Below are 17,857 nucleotides of genomic sequence, written 5' to 3'. Positions count from 1 at the left end.
GCAGTTTATTTAAAAATTCCCTTAAGGAACGGTGTTTTGAGAAAAACACCGAGGGAAACTTCGTGCTTTTAAAAGGAGAAACTCATGAGCACAAGTCAAATACAAAGGAAAGATGTAAAAAGCATATTAAATGAAAATAAGATGGGTGGTTTACAAAAGCTCATTCTATTTTTTTGCTTTGCTATTATTGCCCTAGATGGTCTCGATGTCGTGGTTATGGGTTTAATTGCTCCTCAGATTATTCAGGAGTGGGGCATTAGTGCACAAGAGTTAGCACCAGTTTTAAGTGCAGCCTTGGTTGGATTAGCAATAGGTGCATTAGTTTCTGGGCCTTTATCAGATAAATTTGGCCGAAAACCAGTGCTAATTTTAAGCGTACTTGGCTTTGGTATTTTTACTTTGCTAACAGCATTTTCAACTGATATCACACATCTCTTAATTTATCGCTTTCTTACTGGATTAGGTGCAGGTGCTGCTGCTCCCAATGCAGCGACTTTAGTTTCAGAATATGCAGCAGATCATCGCCGTTCATTTTCAGTTACTGTTGCCTACTGTGGTTTTTCTCTAGGCGCTGCAGCAGGTGGTTTTTTAGCAGCATGGCTGATTCCAGAGTTTGGCTGGCGTAGTATGTTGATATTAGGCGGTGTACTACCTTTGATTTTGGTACCATTTTTATATTTGAAAATGCCTGAATCAATTACCTATCTAGTCAAACAATCGTACTCCCAAGACAAAATCAAAGCGATTTTAAAACGCTTATTTCCACAATCTTCTTTTTTAAATCAAGAAATTTATCTGAATGAAGTAAAAACCGAGAAATCTGGTCTAGGTCTAATTTTATCTAGTAAATATCGCTATGGCACGATTATGCTCTGGATCAGTTATTTTATGGCATTATTTTTAATCTATCTATGCAGTAGCTGGTTACCAACCTTAATTAAATCGAATCAATTTACGATTTCTCAAGCTGCCATTGTGACCTCGTTCTTTCAAATTGGTGGTCCTGTTGGAAGTATCACTCTTGGTTGGTGTATGGATCATTATCGTCCACGTTTGGTTCTTTTTATTGCCATGTTGATTGGTGCACTTGCAACCTTTGGCTTAGGGCATTTTGGTCATGATATGGTGCTTATGTGTATTTTTGCATGGATTCTTGGTTTTACTTTTAATGGTGGGGCTGTTGGTTTAAGTGCTTTAGCGACTGGATATTATCCGACTTCTGCTCGCGCAACCGGAGCAAGCTGGATGAATGGTATTGGGCGCTTTGGTGCAATATTAAGTGCATTTGCTGGAGCTGCGATGATCAGTTCAGGTATACCATTTTCTATGATGTTCTCATTGTTAATGATTCCTGCTGTACTTTCTGGTTTTGCTGTTTTAATTCAAGGTATTAAAACGAAACAATCTATTGTGCAAACCAAAACACAGTTGAGTTAAATCCGTAATAAAGCAAGTTGATTAACTATTTTTAAATCTATCTTTGCTTCTTAAATATTTTCTATGGCTTTGAATTAGCTTGATCAGCATGCTGGTCAGGTAGGGATAAATACACTTAAAAAATGTATAGCAGTTGATTCAGCTGAAATAATTCAAGGTTTTATGTTCATAATAAACAATGTGCTAAGGAACAGCATTAATGAAATTTTCTATGACTTCGCTTGCGATGATTTCAACTTTTACATTAGCAAGTAGTGCGGTATTCGCCTTCGATCCTTTAGCTCAGGATCAAAAATGGATATTGGGCGATTGGAACGGAAAACGGGCTCAACTCGAACAGCAGGGTTATCAATTTACTGCCGCTTTTCAAAATGAAAGTGCTGTTAATTTGAGTGGGGGATATGACGATTCACCACGACTATTTAATGCAAACCAATGGACATTTGGTACACGTCTAGATTTAGAAAAAATCTCAGGTTGGAAAGATACTCAAGCCCAGTTGAGCATAACGAAACGAGATGGACAACCGCTTTCTACTGATCGGATTAGTGATCCTAGGGCGCCGCAATTTAGTAGTGCTCAAGAGATTTACGGACGTGGACAATGGTGGCGCTTAACCAGTGCATGGATTAAAAAAGGTTTTTTGAATAATGATCTACAAATTAAGATAGGTCGTATGGGACTTTCAGATGATTTTAATGCATCACATTGTGAGTTTCAAAACTTAATGTTATGTGGAGGTCAGTTAGGTAAAACAGTAGGAGATATTTGGTTCAATAGTCCTGTAAGCCAATGGGGAATTAACGCCAAATATCAATTTTTACCATCGCTCTGGTTTGGAACAGGGATTTATGAGGTCAATCCTGAAAATGCTTTAGAGCAACATGGTTTTAATTTGGATATGGATCAACGTAAAGGTATTTTAATTCCTGTGGAACTATCTTGGAAACCCAATCTAGCATTTTTCGATGGCTTAAGTGGTGAATATAAAGTCGGTGCATTTTTGTCAATGGCAGATGCACGTAATGTTAGTACAGATGAAAAAGGTAATATTGAGCCAAATGCAGCAGATCGGAAATGGCAAAACAATAAGCATAGTGTTTGGCTTAATGCGCAACAACAGGTTTTTGCGCCTGCGGACGACCCTAAGCATGGTTTATTTATTTCAGCAAACTTTACTTTTAATGATAAATCTACAACTGTTGTTGAAAGCACACAGCAATTAGCACTTTGGTATAAGGGCATATTCGAGCATCGACCAAATGATACTATTGGTTTAGGTCTGGCACGTTTTGATGTGAATGATCGTGTCCGAGAACGCCAAAATGCATCTAATCAATTGCTGGGATTAACCGAAGCTGACTATGCGAATCCGAAATATACACCGATTCAGCATGACGAATTGAATATTGAATTGAACTATAACTTTCAATGGTCACCTAGTATTGCTTTACGACCAAATATTCAATATGTGCATCAAGCTGGTGGTCTAAAACAAGTGGATGATGCTTGGGTAGCCGGTATGACCATGAAACTTAATTTTTAAATATGTATGAGTAAAAAGGCAAACAGAGGTTTGCCTTTTTATTTTCCAAACAAGATTTTTAGATTTTCTTGGAAAAGCGTTTCAAGTGATAAAACTTCATTTGGATTTAGGATGCCATTGTGAATCATACCCATCCACATAGGGCTCACAATAAGCAATGCAAATTGCTGTGGGGAAATAGTGGCTGATAATTCTCCACGTTGAATCGCTAAACTGGTTAATTGCTCAAGCTCATACTGAATAGGTAAAAAAATCTTATTTACGTAAGTTTGACGAATATGCGGAAAATTATTTCCTTCACGTAAAATTAAGAGTGCCATATCCGCACGACCAGTCGTTTCAAGCGTTAAAACACTGGGAATAATCTTTTTACAAATAAACTCGTAAACAGTTTCATTTTGAGTGATTTCAGAAGCGCGAATAGGGCGAAATGAATCGTTGATAAGAGCATCAATTACTGCTTCAAATAACTGATCTTTAGTTTCAAAATAAGAATAAATTGTACCTTTGCCTAATTCAGCATGTTTAGCAATATCTGAAATTTTTGCTCTTGCAAAACCCACTTCAATAAAATGTTGTAGAGCAGAGTCAATAATTTTCTTTTTAGTTTCTTGCGTCTTTTCTAGACTAGGGCCGCGTGTTTTAGATTTCGTCATGTTGAACTAGATTTCATTGTTAACAAGATTATTTTAACATAAATTGACCTGCGGGTCATATTTGAATTAAAATCGACTTAAAAGTCACTTTTGGTTGAATTATGCAGACACCAAAGTCCAGTGTTCAATATTGCATTATTAGCTTTGCGCTGTGTCTTGCTGCTTTAAGCACCGCTCTAGCAAGTCCTCTATATGCAATCTATGAACAAGAGTGGGGAGTTTCAACGTCTCAAATAGGCTATATCTTTATTTCCTATATGTTAGGCGTAGTTTTTTCACTTCTGTTTTTAAATAAAATCAATGCAATTTATCACTATAAAAATGTGATTTTGGTCAGTCTGGCTTTAACCATTTTAGGTTTAATGTTGTCTGCATTGGCAAGTTCTGTTTGGTTACTGGGCTTTTCGAGGTTTCTGATCGGAATTGCTTCAGGACTTATTACCACCGCTGCAATGGTGGGACTCAAAGACCAATATCCGTTTCGTAATAAGGCATTAGTTGAAAAGCTTACTTCTATAATTACTGTCTTGGGTTTTGGTTTGGGGCCTTTGGTCGGTGGTGTATTGGCTGACCATACCGTGCGACCTTTGGCTGATCCTTATTGGATTATTATCTCTTTTTCACTTCTAATATTTATCAGTGTGTTTTGGGTCAAACCCAGATTTAAAATTGAGAAAAAATATCAGTTAAATGAGTTATTAAAGTTACAAGGTTTAGCATTGCCGCAGGTAGCTTCACGTAAAGTTTTCTGGGTCTGTAGTGTGGCTGCACTTTGTAGTTTCGGAGCCTTCAGCTTATATGCAGCTTTAGCTGGGACTTTTATTAAAGAATTACTGATTAAATCGTCAGCCACCTTAACAGGTGTATCAATTTCAATCATTTTATTTGTGTCAGTACTGAGTCAATTATTTTGTAAATCGTTTAAAGAATTGCATGTGTTGTATGCCGGGCTATTCGCTTTATTGCTTGGAACCATTAGTTTGGTAATGGCAGAAATCGAACACATCGTTTGGTTTTTATTGATCAGTATTTTACTGACGGGTATGGGACATGGTTTTACCTTAAGTGCTGTATATCACTTTATCGGCAATATGATGGATCGTGAAAAAAATCCGCTGATCTTTTCTAGTTATTTGTTTATTGCTTATCAAGGTACGATCTGGCCTGTCATCCTTTCCAGTTATTTTATTGAATATTTTGGGGTGGGCATCACATTAGGGCTGATTGCAGCATTATTAATGGTGACTATCGTTTGGTTGATGCATCAACTTAAATTTAAGGTAGGGCCTATATTAGCTTGTCATAAATAATGATTGCTCAGTTTTTGGAGCTTGAAAAATGTTTTAAAGGGAGTTTAGGCAATCGAAATATGATTTTGATTGCCTTAGAGGCTAAAAATTAGATATGGATTAAATTGATGATGGATGCAATTTTTTCAGAAGTTGCCATGAGTGCTGGTGCTAACTCTTCAATACGTTTAGGACTTAAACGTACAGAAGGCCCTGCAATACTGACTGTGCCAAAAGGCTCACCTGTCTGTGGATTGAGAATGATTTTAGCCATAGCAGACATGCCTAGCTCATAGGTGTCACTAATCACACCATAACCTCGCTCTCTAGAAGCATTAATCATTTGCTCTAGTTCTGTAAGGTCTTTTGGTGAGTTTGGTCCAAAGTTCTTGGCTTTATCGAAACCTTCACGTTCCACAATTCGTGAAAAGTCATTTTGGTCAAGGGTAGATAAATAGGCTAAACCACAAGCTGAAGCTGGTAAATAGGCCACGTTGCCTGAGTCAGGATCATATTTTAGACCTGATTTGGCTCCTTGAGCCTTACCAATCCAGATAATTTTTTCGTCTTCGATTAAACCGAGGCGAACCAGTTCAGAAGAGGTTTCTGCCAATTCATCAAGATAGGGTTGAAATGTTTCGGTAATCGAGCGCGATGATAGAAAACTCAAACCCATTGAGGCAATTTTAAGAGTGAGCTTGTAGTGCTGCGTGATTTCATCTTGATAGATATATCCCATGTCTTTCATCGCAGTCAGAATGCGATGCATTGCAGACTTTGGGATATCAAGATCAACAGAAAGCTGACTAAGTGCACATCCATCCACTTCTTTTAATAGTGCTTCGAGGATGAGCAAAGAACGATCGGTATTGCTGAGCATAAAAATCCTAATATTATTTTCTGGAACAGTGTTCCAAAAAAATTAAAAACAGATTATAGTTGTTTTAGATTCTATCTCAAATGCCGTACAGATGAATCATTCAGATAAGGAGTTTCCTAATTATTGAGCTTTTGAGAATAAGTAGGGAGCAAAACTGAATAAGCGATGGAAAACGCATATTTGCTTATACACACTAATGGAGTAAGTGTATGACTCAACAGGTAAATTTAAGGGAGTTTATTGATGAAAATCCTATATCCCCAATACAAAAACTAGTCATCTTTTTATGTTTAATGATTGTCGTTGTTGATGGTATCGACATATCAATCATGGGATTTGTGGCTCCCGTCATTAAGCAGCAATGGGGAATTACTACAACTGATCTTGCACCCGTAATGAGTGCAGCTTTAATTGGTTTAGCTGTAGGTGCAGTGATTTCAGGACCTTTGGCAGACAAGTTTGGACGTAAAAAACTACTCATTATTAACTTAATGGGGTTTGGTGTATTTACTTTATGTGCAGCAGTTTCTAGCAATGTGACAGAACTGATGATGTTCCGTTTTATTGCTGGTTTATTTATGGGAGGGGTAATGCCGCAAGCTGTTACGTTGGTAACGGATTACTCTCCTATGAGAATGAATGGCCGTATGGTTACCATCATTCTAAGTGGATTCACAATTGGTGCTGCTATTGGAGGTTTTTTGGCTGCTTGGGTGATTCCACATTTTAACTGGCATGCCATGATGATTATTGGTGGAGTCCTACCACTTGTTCTAGCCGTTATCGCAGTATTTAAATTACCTGAATCTATTGGTTATAAAGTCCTGAAGGAACATCCAAAAGCAGAGATTGATGCCATTATCCATAAAATGGCGCCAGAGTTTGATACGGTTAACACTGTATTTGTTTTACCTAAAGCAAAAACTAATACGGTTGATAATCCAGTAAAAGCAGTCCTGAGTCCTTTTTATTTCTTAGGCAGCTTTTTGCTCTGGTGGAGCTATGCATCTGGTTTGTTTGTGGTGTATTTACTTGGAAGTTGGTTACCAATGATGAGCCATGAATTTGGTTTCAGCATTAGCGAAGCTTCAATTATCACTGCGATTTATCAGTTAGGGGGCCCAGTAGGTTGTATCGCATGCGGTTATTTGATGGACAAGTTGAATCCACACCTTGGATTAGTGATTGCATATCTTTTAGCGATTGGCTTCATGTTCTTTCTAGGTGCAGTGGGTCATAACTTTGTAATGTATAGCATGATGTGTTTCTTCATCGGTATGTGGATGAATGGTGCGAATGCAGGTCTTAACAGTGTTTCCAGTTCATTTTACCCAGTTTTTGCTCGCGCGACCGGCAACAGTTGGATGCATGGGATAGGTCGATTAGGAGCAGTGGGTAGCGCATTTGCCGGAGCATATTTTTTAAGCCTGGGATGGGCAACGAGCAAAATTTTCCTTGTGCTTTGCTTACCAACCGCCGGCATGGTCGCAGCGTTAATCATTATGAAACTGGTTTATTCGCCAACAAAGATACGTCAGCACGAACTTAAAAAAGTTCAAATCTAAAATTTTCTAACTCATCTACTTTTAAGGAGATTGAATAATGGATATTCAATTGAATGGATCAACTCGTCTTTATTTTGTGGTCGGACATCCGATTGTACAGGTCAAATCACCTGAGGGTGTAACGATGGAGCTGCTTAAAAAGGATTTAAATGCGATTGTTATACCTGCTGATGTAGCACCAGAACACTTCCCAAATTTTGTTCAGCAAAATTTGTATTTAAATAATAGTGACGGCTTGATTGTCACGGTGCCTCATAAAATTTCGGCTTTGAATTGCTGCCAAAAATTAACTTCACGTGCACAGTTTATTGGGGCGGTAAATACGATTCGCCGCTGTAAAGAAGGGTGGGAAGGAGACATGCTTGATGGTAAAGGCATGGTACAAGCGATACGAAATAAGTTAATCGAGCTAAAAGATAAACGTGCCATTTTGGCGGGAGCTGGTGGAGCAGGTAAAGCGATTGCTTATGAATTACTTCTTGCTGAGGTAGCAGAGTTAGCAATTTTTGATGTAGATCAAACGCGTCAAAAACAACTAGTTGAACAACTTCAACAGCTAGGTAAAGGTAAAGTTGTTGCACATAACAATGATCCAACAGGATTCGACGTTGTGGTCAATGCGACACCTATGGGAATGAATGGTGACCCTTCAGCAGCTTTTCAATTAGAAAAAATAACTGCACAAATGTCGGTTGCAGATGTGGTGACTAGTCCTGAAAACACGCCATTTATTCAGCATGCGTCGACTTTGGGATGTAACGCAGTCAAAGGAACGGACATGTTTATTGAGGTTCGTGACCTAATGATTGCTTATTTACTTGAGAAAGAGCAGGAGCAACAAGATGTCGCGTGAATATTCACTTTCATTTTTGACAGTTGCAGATGTGAGTCCTGTAGAAGCAGTCAAAATTGCAGCAAAGTGTGGTTATGCAGCAGTGGGCTTACGCCTGCTGCCAGCAGCACCTAATGAAGTAGATTATCCAATTTTAAATGATAGCAAGCTAATTAAGGAAACAAAGGCTGCTTTGAATGACACGGGTGTTCGTATTGCTGATGTTGAAATTGTGCGAATTACTCAAGATTTTGAATCAAGAAAATATTTGCAGTTTTTAAGTACCGCTGAGCAGCTCGGTGCTAGGCATATTTTAGTTGCAGGAAATGACCCTGAGCAATCACGGCTAATTCATCACTTCGCACAATTTTGTGAATTAAGTAGACAGTTTGACTTGAGTTGTGACCTAGAGTTCATGCCGTGGACCAATGTGAAAAATTTGGCGCAGGCTGAATATATCGTGAATCAATCAGGGCAAGAAAATGCGGCCATTTTAATTGATGCATTGCATTTTGACCGATCAGATTCAACACTTGAGCAGATCAAAGCACTTAATCCAAAGCAATTGAACTATGTTCAGCTTTGCGATGGTTTTGCTGAATATGATCCGAGCGACGAAGGCTTAATTAAGATTGCACGTTCTAATCGATTAGTGCCAGGGCAAGGAGAAATTGATCTTGTAGGGTTAATTCGTGCTTTACCTAAAGAAATTATGTTAGCTGCAGAAGTCCCCAATTTAGTACTAGCTGAACGTCCTGCTCTCGAACGCGCTGAAGTTAATTTGCAAGCAATGAAGCAGCTCGTTGCGCTCGCTCAATTGGGCACGGTTACGGGGTAATAAGTATGAACGCAAAAACCCAACAACCATTTCAGATGATTCCGATGCCAATTCGTGAATGCTACGAATGTGATGTTTTGGTCATTGGCTCAGGTGCAGGTGGGCTTTCAAGCGCCGTGACCGCAGCATATGAAGGATTAAAGGTTATTGTCGCAGAGAAAGCATCCGTATTTGGTGGAACTACTGCTGTATCGGGAGGGTGGTTATGGATTCCTAATACACCTCATGCTGTACGTGAAGGAAAAGCCGAACCAATTGAGATACCTAAGCTATATTTAAAAAATATTTTGGGTGAAAAGTATGATGAAGCAAAGATTCATACTTATTTAACTCAAGCACCCAAAATGGTGGAATTTTTCGAAGCCAAAACTGAGGTTAAGTTTAATATTGGTGCCGCAGTACCTGACTTTTTCAATATTGAAGGTGCTAGGGTTGGGTGGCGTTCGATTGTTGCAGCACCTTACGATGGCTGTTTACTTGGTCAGAAACTAAATATCCTACGTCCGCCAATTCCTGAAACTACGCTTTGGGGAATGGGTATCGCTTCTGGCGCAGATATGAAGCATTTCATTAATACTTTTAATGCAATTCCATCCTTTATCTATGCGACCAAACGCGTATTACGTCATTTCCTTGACCTGATTTTTAGGAAACGCTCTACTCAAATTGTGAATGGTAATGCTTTGGTGGCTCGCTTACTCAAATCTGCATTTGATTACAAAGTAAAACTATTAGCAAATCATGCCATGACTGAATTAGTTGAAGAAAATGGTCGAGTGATTGGAGCATTATTTAAAACACCAGCTGGTATCGTCAAGATAATAGCAAAACATGGCGTGGTATTAGCGACTGGTGGTTTTCCGCATGATGAAAAACGTAAACAGGTTTTATTTAAACATGTGAGTGACGGTACTCCCCATCATTCAGCCGCTCCTGAAACAAATATAGGTGATGGTTTAAATGCAGGGGAAGCAATTGGCGCAACTGTTGATCAAACCTTGCCTTGGTCTGGTGCATGGGCACCTGTTTCATTAATTCCACGTTTAGATGGAACTTTAGGTCGTTTTCCACATTTGGTTGAACGAGGCAAACCAGGATTAATTGCAGTTTTAAAAAATGGATGCCGTTTTACCAATGAAGGTGATTCCTATCCTGCATTTATTAAAGATTTATTCAAACATACACCGCAAGGCAAACAAGCACATTGCTGGTTAGTTTGCGATCACAAGTTCATCCGCCGTTACGGCTTAGGTGCTGTTAAACCTTTTCCAATTTCTCTAAAGCCTTGGCTAGACAACGGTTACTTAAAACAAGGACACACTATTCAAGAGCTGGCTGTGGCGTGCGGCATAGATCCAGTTCAGTTTTTAAAAACAGTTGAGCAGTACAACGAATATGCCTATTTAGGCCAAGACCCCGAGTTTCAACGTGGAACTACTCCTTATCAAAAAGCACAGGGTGATGCCGATCATCATCCGAACCCATGTATTGCCCCGATTGAAAATGGACCATTTTATGCAGTTGAAGTGGTGCCAGGAAGTTTAGGGACATTTGCAGGACTAGTTACAGATGAATATGCCCAAGTTCTAAATAAAGCAGGGCAACCGATTAATGGATTATTTGCGGCTGGAAATGATCTCAATAGCATCATGGGTGGTCAATATCCAAGTGGTGGAATTACCTTAGGTCCAGCCATGACATTTGGTTATCTTGCTGCAAAAAAAATTGCTGAACAAGCTAGAACTGAAATAGTAGCGTTCACGCCACATAAGCAAGATTAAGGAGAATTGAACATGGATAAAGAAGTTGATTTATTGGTTATTGGCGGTGGGGCAGCAGGCATGTCCGCAGCACTTTTTGCCAAGCTTAATGGATTAGATGTCTTACTTTGCGAAAAGGCTTCACAAGTAGGTGGCACTTCAGCAACATCAGGTGGAACCATTTGGGCACCAGGCTCACATTTAAGTGTTCAAGCAGGTGTTCCTGATGATATTGAGCAAGCTCGAATTTTTCTTAAATCTGTCGTTGGTGAACGTGGTGGTGAAGAACTTCGTGAAGCATTTCTAGCTTCATGTGCGGATATGGTTCGTGATTTAGATGAGAAAACTACAGTTAAGCTTAATGCTTGTTTAGCACACCCCGATTATGTGAAAAACCAACCAGGTGAAGCATTTGGTGGTCGTGCACTTGCGCCTGCTGAATTTGATGCAAGTGTTTTAGGTGCTGACTTTAAATATGTACGTCCTCCACGAGCGGAATTTATGGGTTTAGGCGGCATGATGGTCAATCGTACTGAATTAAATGCATTGTTAAATCCTATACAAAGCTTTCAGAACTTTATGACTACCTTAAAAGTTGTGGTGCCTTATTTTCTGTCACGTATACGCTTTAATCGGGGTACACGGCTTGTTATGGGTAATGCTTTGGTAGGTAGCTTATTTTATAACCTTAAACAAAAACATGTTCCTGTTTGGTTCAATGCACCACTGCAAGAGTTACTGATCGAAAAAGGCAAAGTGGTGGGAGCCAAAATTGAAACCGAACAAGGCGTAAAAGTCGTTCGTACCAGAAAGGGTGTAGTTTTAGCTACTGGTGGTGTGGGATGGAATATAAAGTTACGCCAACAATTGTTCCCAAAAGGTTTAATCGCAGACTCACTTTCACCTTACTCAAACACGGGCGATGGGCTTAGTAAAGCTATGGAAAAAGGTGCAAAACTTGACCCATCTGTGGATAGCAGTGTGCTGTATTTCCCATGCTCCATCCATGTTCATGCCAACGGTTATAAAGCTATTTGGCCGCACATTATTTTAGACCGGGCCAAACCAGGCGTGATAGCTGTCAATGATGATGGCAAACGCTTTGTCAATGAATCAGATTCGTACCACGACTTTTGTATGGCTCAGCTTAAAACAAATCAAGGTAAACCAAAAATTCAGTCTTACCTGATTTGCGACCAAACTGCGATTCAAAAATATGGGTTAGGTTTTGTTTTGCCAGGCGCAAAAAAACTCGATTACTACCTCAAAGCAAAATATTTATTCTCTGCAAATTCACTAGAAGAGCTTGCCCAAAAGGTTGGGATTAACGCTCAAGGATTGGTGAATACAGTTCAACGTTTTAATCAACTCGTTGAACAGGGTGTAGACACAGACTTTGGTAAAGGCAGTGGTGTGATGAATCGTTTTAATGGAGATCCTGAAGTCAAACCTAATCCATGCTTGGGCAAACTTGAGCAAGGTCCCTTTTACGCTTTACCTGTCATTCCAATGGACTGTGCGAGTAGTGGTGGATTAGCTGGCGATATTTATGGTCGAGTGCTTGATCAGAATAATCAGGTGATTACTGGACTATTTGCCTGCGGTAATGACCTATCTTCAATTTTTAAAGGAACATATCCAGGCCCAGGAACAACACTAGGGCCAGGGATGGTATTTGCTTGGCGAATTGCTCAATTTGCCGCAGGAAAACTAAATAAACAAGTGACTGAACAACCTACACAAATGACACAACCACGGAGAACCGCATGAAGCTTTATCAATTGATTAACATCACTATCAAAATGGGTACAACTGCGACTGTTGCAGCAGGTGTTCAAAGTTTTTACCAAGCTGAGACAGCTAAGGGTAAGTTACTTGGAGTATTTTTCTCTGATATAGGCGAGCTCAACCAAGTTGTTGTATTACGCAGCTATGCTTCACAACAAGAATTAGATGATGAAAATGCGCGTTTAGCAGCACAAGAAAACTTGTTTGGTGCATCTGAAAATATTATTAGATATTCAGTAGAAAATTTTGCTGGTTTTGACTTCTTACCAGAAGTTGAGGTGGGTGAATTTGGTCCTGTATATGAAATCCGTACTTATGAGTTGAAAAATGGTGGTGTCCCTCATGTCCTTGAAGCATGGAAAAATGCAGTGCCGACTCGCACTCAATACTCAAAATTAACAATAGCGATGTATGCTCTTGATGGCACACCTCGTATTGTAAGTATTTGGCCATATGCGTCATTGAATGAGCGTTCGGAAGTTCGTGCCAAATCTGTGGCAGATGGCATTTGGCCACCAAAAGGTGGTCCACAGTGGTTAACTCATGAAATGAAGTCAATGATTGCATTACCAACTTCAATATCGCCACTGAAATAAAATTTGGTAATAATGTATTGAAAACTAGCCTACTATTTACTTAGTAGGCTTTTAAATATAGAAAATACAAGCAAGAAATAGGTTTATATATCTAGTTTAACTACTCAAATCTTATTGAATAAAGCATTACTAAATTTTAACTGGCAAATTAAGCACCACCTGAGCATCCTCAATAACATCTAAGCGTAAAATTTTTGAAGCGCCAAGTTCATTTAGCAACTTAGTTAAAGGGCCTTCATTTTTCACTAGTTGTACTTTCTTTGGAAAAAGCTTTTGCGCAAAAGAAAGAATGTTGGACTGAACCTCTGTCTGGTGCCATTTTCCATCGACTACATGTAGCATAGTTGCTTTATTAATATGTGTTTCAGAATCGACACTTTTTAAAGTAGGAACAGCAGTTTTTAAACTTAAATCTAATTTTCCATTAACATCAAAAATATTGGCTTGCACTTCTTTTGAGTTAATCTCGACATCAATTTTAGTTAACCATTTTGGTAGTTGGTAACCATATACACCACGCACTCTGGCGATTTCAGTATCAACTGGCAAAGCTAAAACATGTGCATAAAAATGACGTTGATGCATCGATTTCATTAACTCTGCGATGTGTGGCCCACGAGCATTAGGCTTACGGACAACAATCGCAATCGACACTTCGTTATAAGGGGCATTGTCACAAACTGAATAGGTAAAGAATGTGACGGCGACCAAACCATAGCCCGGAAATGGTTGTAATGGCGTTAAAGCAGCGGGAAGTTTTGCTTTAATTTGCTTAATCGGAGCAAGCATTAACAATTGAACATTTGCACTACGATAATAAAAGTTGGGTGCCCAAACAGGACCTACTCTCGATTCCACAATTTTTTTAGGAATATGACGGAAAAAGCTAATATTGCCAGCAGCTGGATCTTGAGCCACTTCATCTAGGTCAGGATTCATTCTAAAGCGGTCATAATAACCACCTTTCGGTACTTTGACTTTTTGTTGCCCGAATTCAACCTCAGTAAATTGTTGTTTTATATTCATTGGAGTTCACCTTTACATTAATTGACCGAGTAGCTACCGTTGTCTTTAACAAGACGTATTAATTAATAGCCAATGTGGTCACTATAAGTTTAAAGCTAACTTTAAAGTCAAGGCTTTAATTTTGACATGTCAAATCTTTGACATTTAAAAGAAATAAAATAAAAACAATTAAAGTTTAAAAAGATACAAACTTGATGAGCGTCTTCATATAAATTTTATTTTTAAAAGATGATTAAGATAGTTGACCTTAAAGTTAACTTTAAGCTTAGTATAAATATTCAAATCTTTATAACGAATCAACAAGCAGTTTTTCACCAGGAGAACAAAGATGGGATATGTAACCACAAAAGATGGCGTAGAAATTTTCTATAAAGATTGGGGACCACGCGATGCCCAAGTTTTATTTTTTCATCATGGTTGGCCTTTAAGTTCAGATGATTGGGACACACAGTTACTTTTTTTCCTTAAAGAAGGTTTTCGTGTAGTTGCTCATGACCGCCGTGGCCATGGACGTTCAAGTCAGGTGTGGGATGGTCACGATATGGACCACTACGCAGATGATGTGGCAGAAGTGGTTAAACATCTGAATATTAAAAATGCAATTCATATTGGCCACTCTACAGGTGGCGGTGAAGTTGCTCACTATATTGCTCGTCATGGTCAAGAAAACGTTGCAAAAGCTGTTCTTGTCAGTGCAGTTCCACCCCTAATGGTTAAAACTGAAAATAATCCTGAAGGTTTACCAAAAGAAGTCTTTGATGACCTGCAAAATCAAGTTCTCACCAACCGTGCGCAATTTTTCCGAGACCTTCCATCTGGCCCGTTCTATGGTTTTAACCGACCAGATGCGAAGCCATCTGAAGGTATCATTGCTAACTGGTGGCGTCAGGGTATGACGGGCAGTGCAAAAGCACATTACGATGGTATTGTGGCGTTCTCACAAACTGACTTCACCGAAGATTTAAAGAAAATCACCATTCCTGTTTTGGTGTTGCATGGCGATGACGACCAGATTGTGCCTTATAAAACTTCTGGTGTGAAATCTGCTGAGTTACTCCCAAATAGCCAACTCAAAATCTACCCAGGTTTTTCGCACGGCATGTTAACTGTAAACCATGAAGTGATTAATGCTGACTTGTTGGCGTTTATTCGTGAATAATTTAAAGCTTTAAACTTTAAAAAAGAGGCCTGTTAAGTGCCTCTTTTTAATTTATAAGTAAATGAAATTGAAAGTAATAAATATAAAAATGCTAAAAGGTATTGACATTAAAGTTAGCTTTAATCTTAAAGTAAAGCCATACTGAATGAGGTCATTCCAATGAAAGTGTTCGAAAAATTAGTATTCCCAAATGGCTCATATGTTCCGAACCGTATTGCTAAAGCAGCAATGGAAGAAAACATGGCCGATTTAAACCATGCACCATCAGAAGAATTAATGCGTTTATATCAAGCTTGGGCAAATGGTGGTGTCGGTCTAATCATTACTGGAAATGTGATGGTAGACCGCCGAGCGATGACTGGACCGGGCGGTGTAGTGCTTGAAGATGAAAAGCATCTGGATACTTTTAAAAAATGGGCACAAATTGGTCGTTCAAAAGGCGCTCAGATTTGGCTTCAAATTAACCATCCGGGGCGTCAAATGCAAGCGAACCTTGGTCAGCAGACTTGGGCACCATCGGCTATTTCACTTGATCTTGGCAAAATGTCAAATCGCTTTAATACGCCGATTGAAATGACTGAATCTATGATTGCATAGGTGATTCAGCGTTTTGCAAACACGGCGCGGTTAGGTGAAAAAGCAGGGTTTACTGGTGTAGAAATTCATGCAGCGCATGGTTATTTATTAAGCCAGTTTCTTTCTCCACTGAGCAATAAACGCCAAGATCAGTGGGGTGGTTCTTTAGAAAACCGCGCTCGCATTTTAATTGAAATTGTGGAAGCAGTTCGTAAAGTGGTTTCGCCTCAGTTTACTGTTGCAGTAAAACTAAATTCAGCCGATTTTCAACGCGGTGGGTTTAGTGCAGAGGATGCTCAACAAGTGGTTAAAATGCTAAATGAGCATGCAGTCGATTTAGTTGAACTTTCAGGCGGTAGCTATGAAGCACCTGCAATGCAAGGTCAAGCGCGTGATGGCCGAACACTCGCTCGTGAAGCCTACTTTTTAGAATTTGCACAAGAAATTCGTAAAGTTGCCAAAATGCCTGTTATGGTGACAGGTGGCATACGCCGTAAACAAGTAGCAGAGCAAGTAGTTGAAAGTGGTGTAGATATGGTCGGTATTGCCACAGCTTTAGCCATTGAACCTAACTTGCCAAATGCTTGGAAACAAGGCAAAAATGTTTCACCTGAACTCAAGCCAATTACCTGGGAAAATAAAACATTCGCTTCTCTTGCCAATATGGCAGTGGTGAAATTCCAGTTACGTAATTTAAGCGCTGGTAAAAAAACAAAACCAAATGTTTCACCAGCTTGGGCTTTAATTTTGCAACAATCAGCGATGTCATGCCGTACCCGCCAATACAAAAAAAGCATGCGTGACTATACATTTGCTTCTTAATAAGTGAGTTGTGTTATGACAAATCCTAACGATTCAAACTGGATAATTTATGGAGCAAATGGCTACACGGGCGAGTTAATCGCTCGTGAAGCTGTACGCCAAGGTCTAAAACCAACTTTGGCTGGTCGTAACAAAGCTAAGGTTGAAACATTAGCTCAAGAGTTGGGGCTCGATTATAAAGCTTTTGGGCTTGATAACGTAGATGCGGTCAGTGAGCAAGTCCAAGGTTTTAAACTGGTCATGCACTGTGCAGGGCCATTTTCAGCAACATCAAAACCCATGATGGAAGCGTGTATTAAAGCAGGCGCTCACTATTTAGATATTACGGGTGAAATCGCTGTATTTGAATTGGCACAGTCACTTAACAGCCAAGCTGAAAAAGCCGATATTGTGCTTTGTCCGGGTGTTGGTTTCGATGTGATTCCGACAGATTGTGTTGCCGCGGCACTGAAAGAAGCATTGCCAGATGCGACCCATTTAGCACTTGGTTTTGACTCTAGAACAGGGTTTTCACCGGGTACTGCTAAAACAAGTACAGAAGGCATGGCCGAAGGCGGGAAAATTCGTAAAAACGGAAAAATTACCACCGTTCCATTAGCACATTATGTTCGGACCATTGATTTTGGTGACGGTAAAAAAAGTGCCATGAGTGTTCCGTGGGGAGACGTATCTACTGCATTCTATACAACAGGTATTCCAAACATTGAAGTGTTTGTACCTGCATTCCCTAAAATGATTTTTGGTGCGAAAATGATGAACTATTTACGCCCAGTATTAAAAATTAATGCTGTGCAGAAGTTTATTAAGTCGCGTATTGAAAAAACGGTTGTGGGACCAAACGAGGAACTTCGCGCGAAAGTACCTACCTATGTTTGGGGTGAGGCAAGAAATACGCGTGGGGAAATCAAAACTGCCCGCATCCAAACGGAAAATGCGTATAGCCTTACCGTAAATGGTTCACTGACTGTGCTGAATTATTTACTCAAAAATACCGTGAAAGGCGGTACATATACGCCAGCAAAGCTGATGGGCTATAAATTAGTGACCGAGCTGCCGGGTTCTGGTCCGCTGGTCATTAATTAAAAGC

The 17,857-nt window shown here is 39.5% G+C and carries 14 protein-coding genes and 1 pseudogene; 12 read left to right on the top strand and 3 right to left on the bottom strand.

All coding sequences use genetic code 11. From position 1 onward, the window contains the following. The first annotated feature begins 84 nt into the window (after positions 1-84). Entirely contained in the window at positions 85-1,437 is a 1,353-nt protein-coding gene (locus RMA94_RS14535; RefSeq protein WP_311083600.1) for an aromatic acid/H+ symport family MFS transporter, read from the top strand. 211 nt (positions 1,438-1,648) lie between these two features. Beyond that, entirely contained in the window at positions 1,649-2,983 is a 1,335-nt protein-coding gene (locus RMA94_RS14530) for a carbohydrate porin (protein WP_404976538.1), read from the top strand. 38 nt (positions 2,984-3,021) lie between these two features. Here RMA94_RS14530 and RMA94_RS14525 read toward each other — a convergent pair whose 3' ends face one another. Then, the gene (locus RMA94_RS14525) at positions 3,022-3,639 is read right to left on the bottom strand and encodes a TetR/AcrR family transcriptional regulator (RefSeq protein WP_005305827.1); all 618 of its coding nucleotides are present in this window, start codon (positions 3,637-3,639) and stop codon (positions 3,022-3,024) included. A 101-nt stretch (positions 3,640-3,740) separates the two neighbouring features. Here RMA94_RS14525 and RMA94_RS14520 point away from each other — a divergent pair, with 101 nt between their 5' ends. Then, positions 3,741-4,949, top strand: coding sequence for an MFS transporter (locus tag RMA94_RS14520; RefSeq protein WP_311083595.1), 1,209 nt, complete (start codon positions 3,741-3,743; stop codon positions 4,947-4,949). 88 nt (positions 4,950-5,037) lie between these two features. Here RMA94_RS14520 and RMA94_RS14515 read toward each other — a convergent pair whose 3' ends face one another. Beyond that, on the bottom strand, positions 5,038-5,808 hold the full coding sequence (locus tag RMA94_RS14515; RefSeq protein WP_151302487.1) for an IclR family transcriptional regulator: 771 nt from the start codon (positions 5,806-5,808) through the stop codon (positions 5,038-5,040). A gap of 209 nt (positions 5,809-6,017) precedes the next feature. On the opposite strand from RMA94_RS14515, the gene RMA94_RS14510 reads away from it, so the two are divergent. From RMA94_RS14510 to RMA94_RS14485, 6 genes are read left to right on the top strand one after another with little or no spacing between them, the layout of a single operon-like run. Then, positions 6,018-7,373: an MFS transporter gene (locus RMA94_RS14510; RefSeq protein WP_202724176.1), complete on the top strand. Its 1,356-nt coding sequence runs from the start codon at positions 6,018-6,020 to the stop codon at positions 7,371-7,373. A 37-nt stretch (positions 7,374-7,410) separates the two neighbouring features. Beyond that, positions 7,411-8,226, top strand: a complete 816-nt coding sequence (locus RMA94_RS14505; RefSeq protein WP_151302488.1) for a shikimate dehydrogenase — start codon at positions 7,411-7,413, stop codon at positions 8,224-8,226. Further along, positions 8,216-9,043: a sugar phosphate isomerase/epimerase gene (locus RMA94_RS14500; RefSeq protein WP_151302489.1), complete on the top strand. Its 828-nt coding sequence runs from the start codon at positions 8,216-8,218 to the stop codon at positions 9,041-9,043. The genes RMA94_RS14505 and RMA94_RS14500 overlap by 11 nt, the downstream gene beginning before the upstream one ends. Before the next feature lie 5 nt (positions 9,044-9,048). Continuing rightward, the gene (locus RMA94_RS14495; protein ID WP_202724175.1) at positions 9,049-10,824 is read left to right on the top strand and encodes an FAD-dependent oxidoreductase; all 1,776 of its coding nucleotides are present in this window, start codon (positions 9,049-9,051) and stop codon (positions 10,822-10,824) included. 12 nt (positions 10,825-10,836) lie between these two features. Further along, positions 10,837-12,573 carry an FAD-dependent oxidoreductase gene (locus tag RMA94_RS14490; protein WP_311083591.1) on the top strand — a complete coding sequence of 579 codons (1,737 nt, stop codon included), beginning with the start codon at positions 10,837-10,839 and terminating at the stop codon, positions 12,571-12,573. Beyond that, positions 12,570-13,187: an NIPSNAP family protein gene (locus RMA94_RS14485; protein WP_192835626.1), complete on the top strand. Its 618-nt coding sequence runs from the start codon at positions 12,570-12,572 to the stop codon at positions 13,185-13,187. The genes RMA94_RS14490 and RMA94_RS14485 overlap by 4 nt, the downstream gene beginning before the upstream one ends. A gap of 129 nt (positions 13,188-13,316) precedes the next feature. Here the strand turns inward: RMA94_RS14485 and RMA94_RS14480 are convergent, their stop codons facing one another. Beyond that, on the bottom strand, positions 13,317-14,213 hold the full coding sequence (locus RMA94_RS14480) for an acetoacetate decarboxylase family protein (RefSeq protein ID WP_151302491.1): 897 nt from the start codon (positions 14,211-14,213) through the stop codon (positions 13,317-13,319). A gap of 328 nt (positions 14,214-14,541) precedes the next feature. Here RMA94_RS14480 and RMA94_RS14475 point away from each other — a divergent pair, with 328 nt between their 5' ends. From RMA94_RS14475 to RMA94_RS14465, 3 genes and pseudogenes are all read left to right on the top strand, one after another. Next, positions 14,542-15,372, top strand: a complete 831-nt coding sequence (locus RMA94_RS14475; RefSeq protein ID WP_191900911.1) for an alpha/beta fold hydrolase — start codon at positions 14,542-14,544, stop codon at positions 15,370-15,372. Positions 15,373-15,531: 159 nt separating this feature from the next. Next, positions 15,532-16,770, top strand: a pseudogene (locus RMA94_RS14470) (NADH:flavin oxidoreductase/NADH oxidase family protein). 15 nt (positions 16,771-16,785) lie between these two features. Then, complete coding sequence (locus RMA94_RS14465) at positions 16,786-17,853, top strand: saccharopine dehydrogenase NADP-binding domain-containing protein (protein ID WP_311083586.1); 1,068 nt, start codon at positions 16,786-16,788, stop codon at positions 17,851-17,853. Positions 17,854-17,857 lie beyond the last annotated feature (4 nt).

This window comes from Acinetobacter sp. V115_6 (genome assembly GCF_031799025.1).
Lineage (GTDB): Bacteria > Pseudomonadota > Gammaproteobacteria > Pseudomonadales > Moraxellaceae > Acinetobacter > Acinetobacter pittii.
The sequence above is the reverse complement of the archived record's forward strand: the minus strand, read 5'-3'. Positions and strand labels throughout refer to the sequence as shown.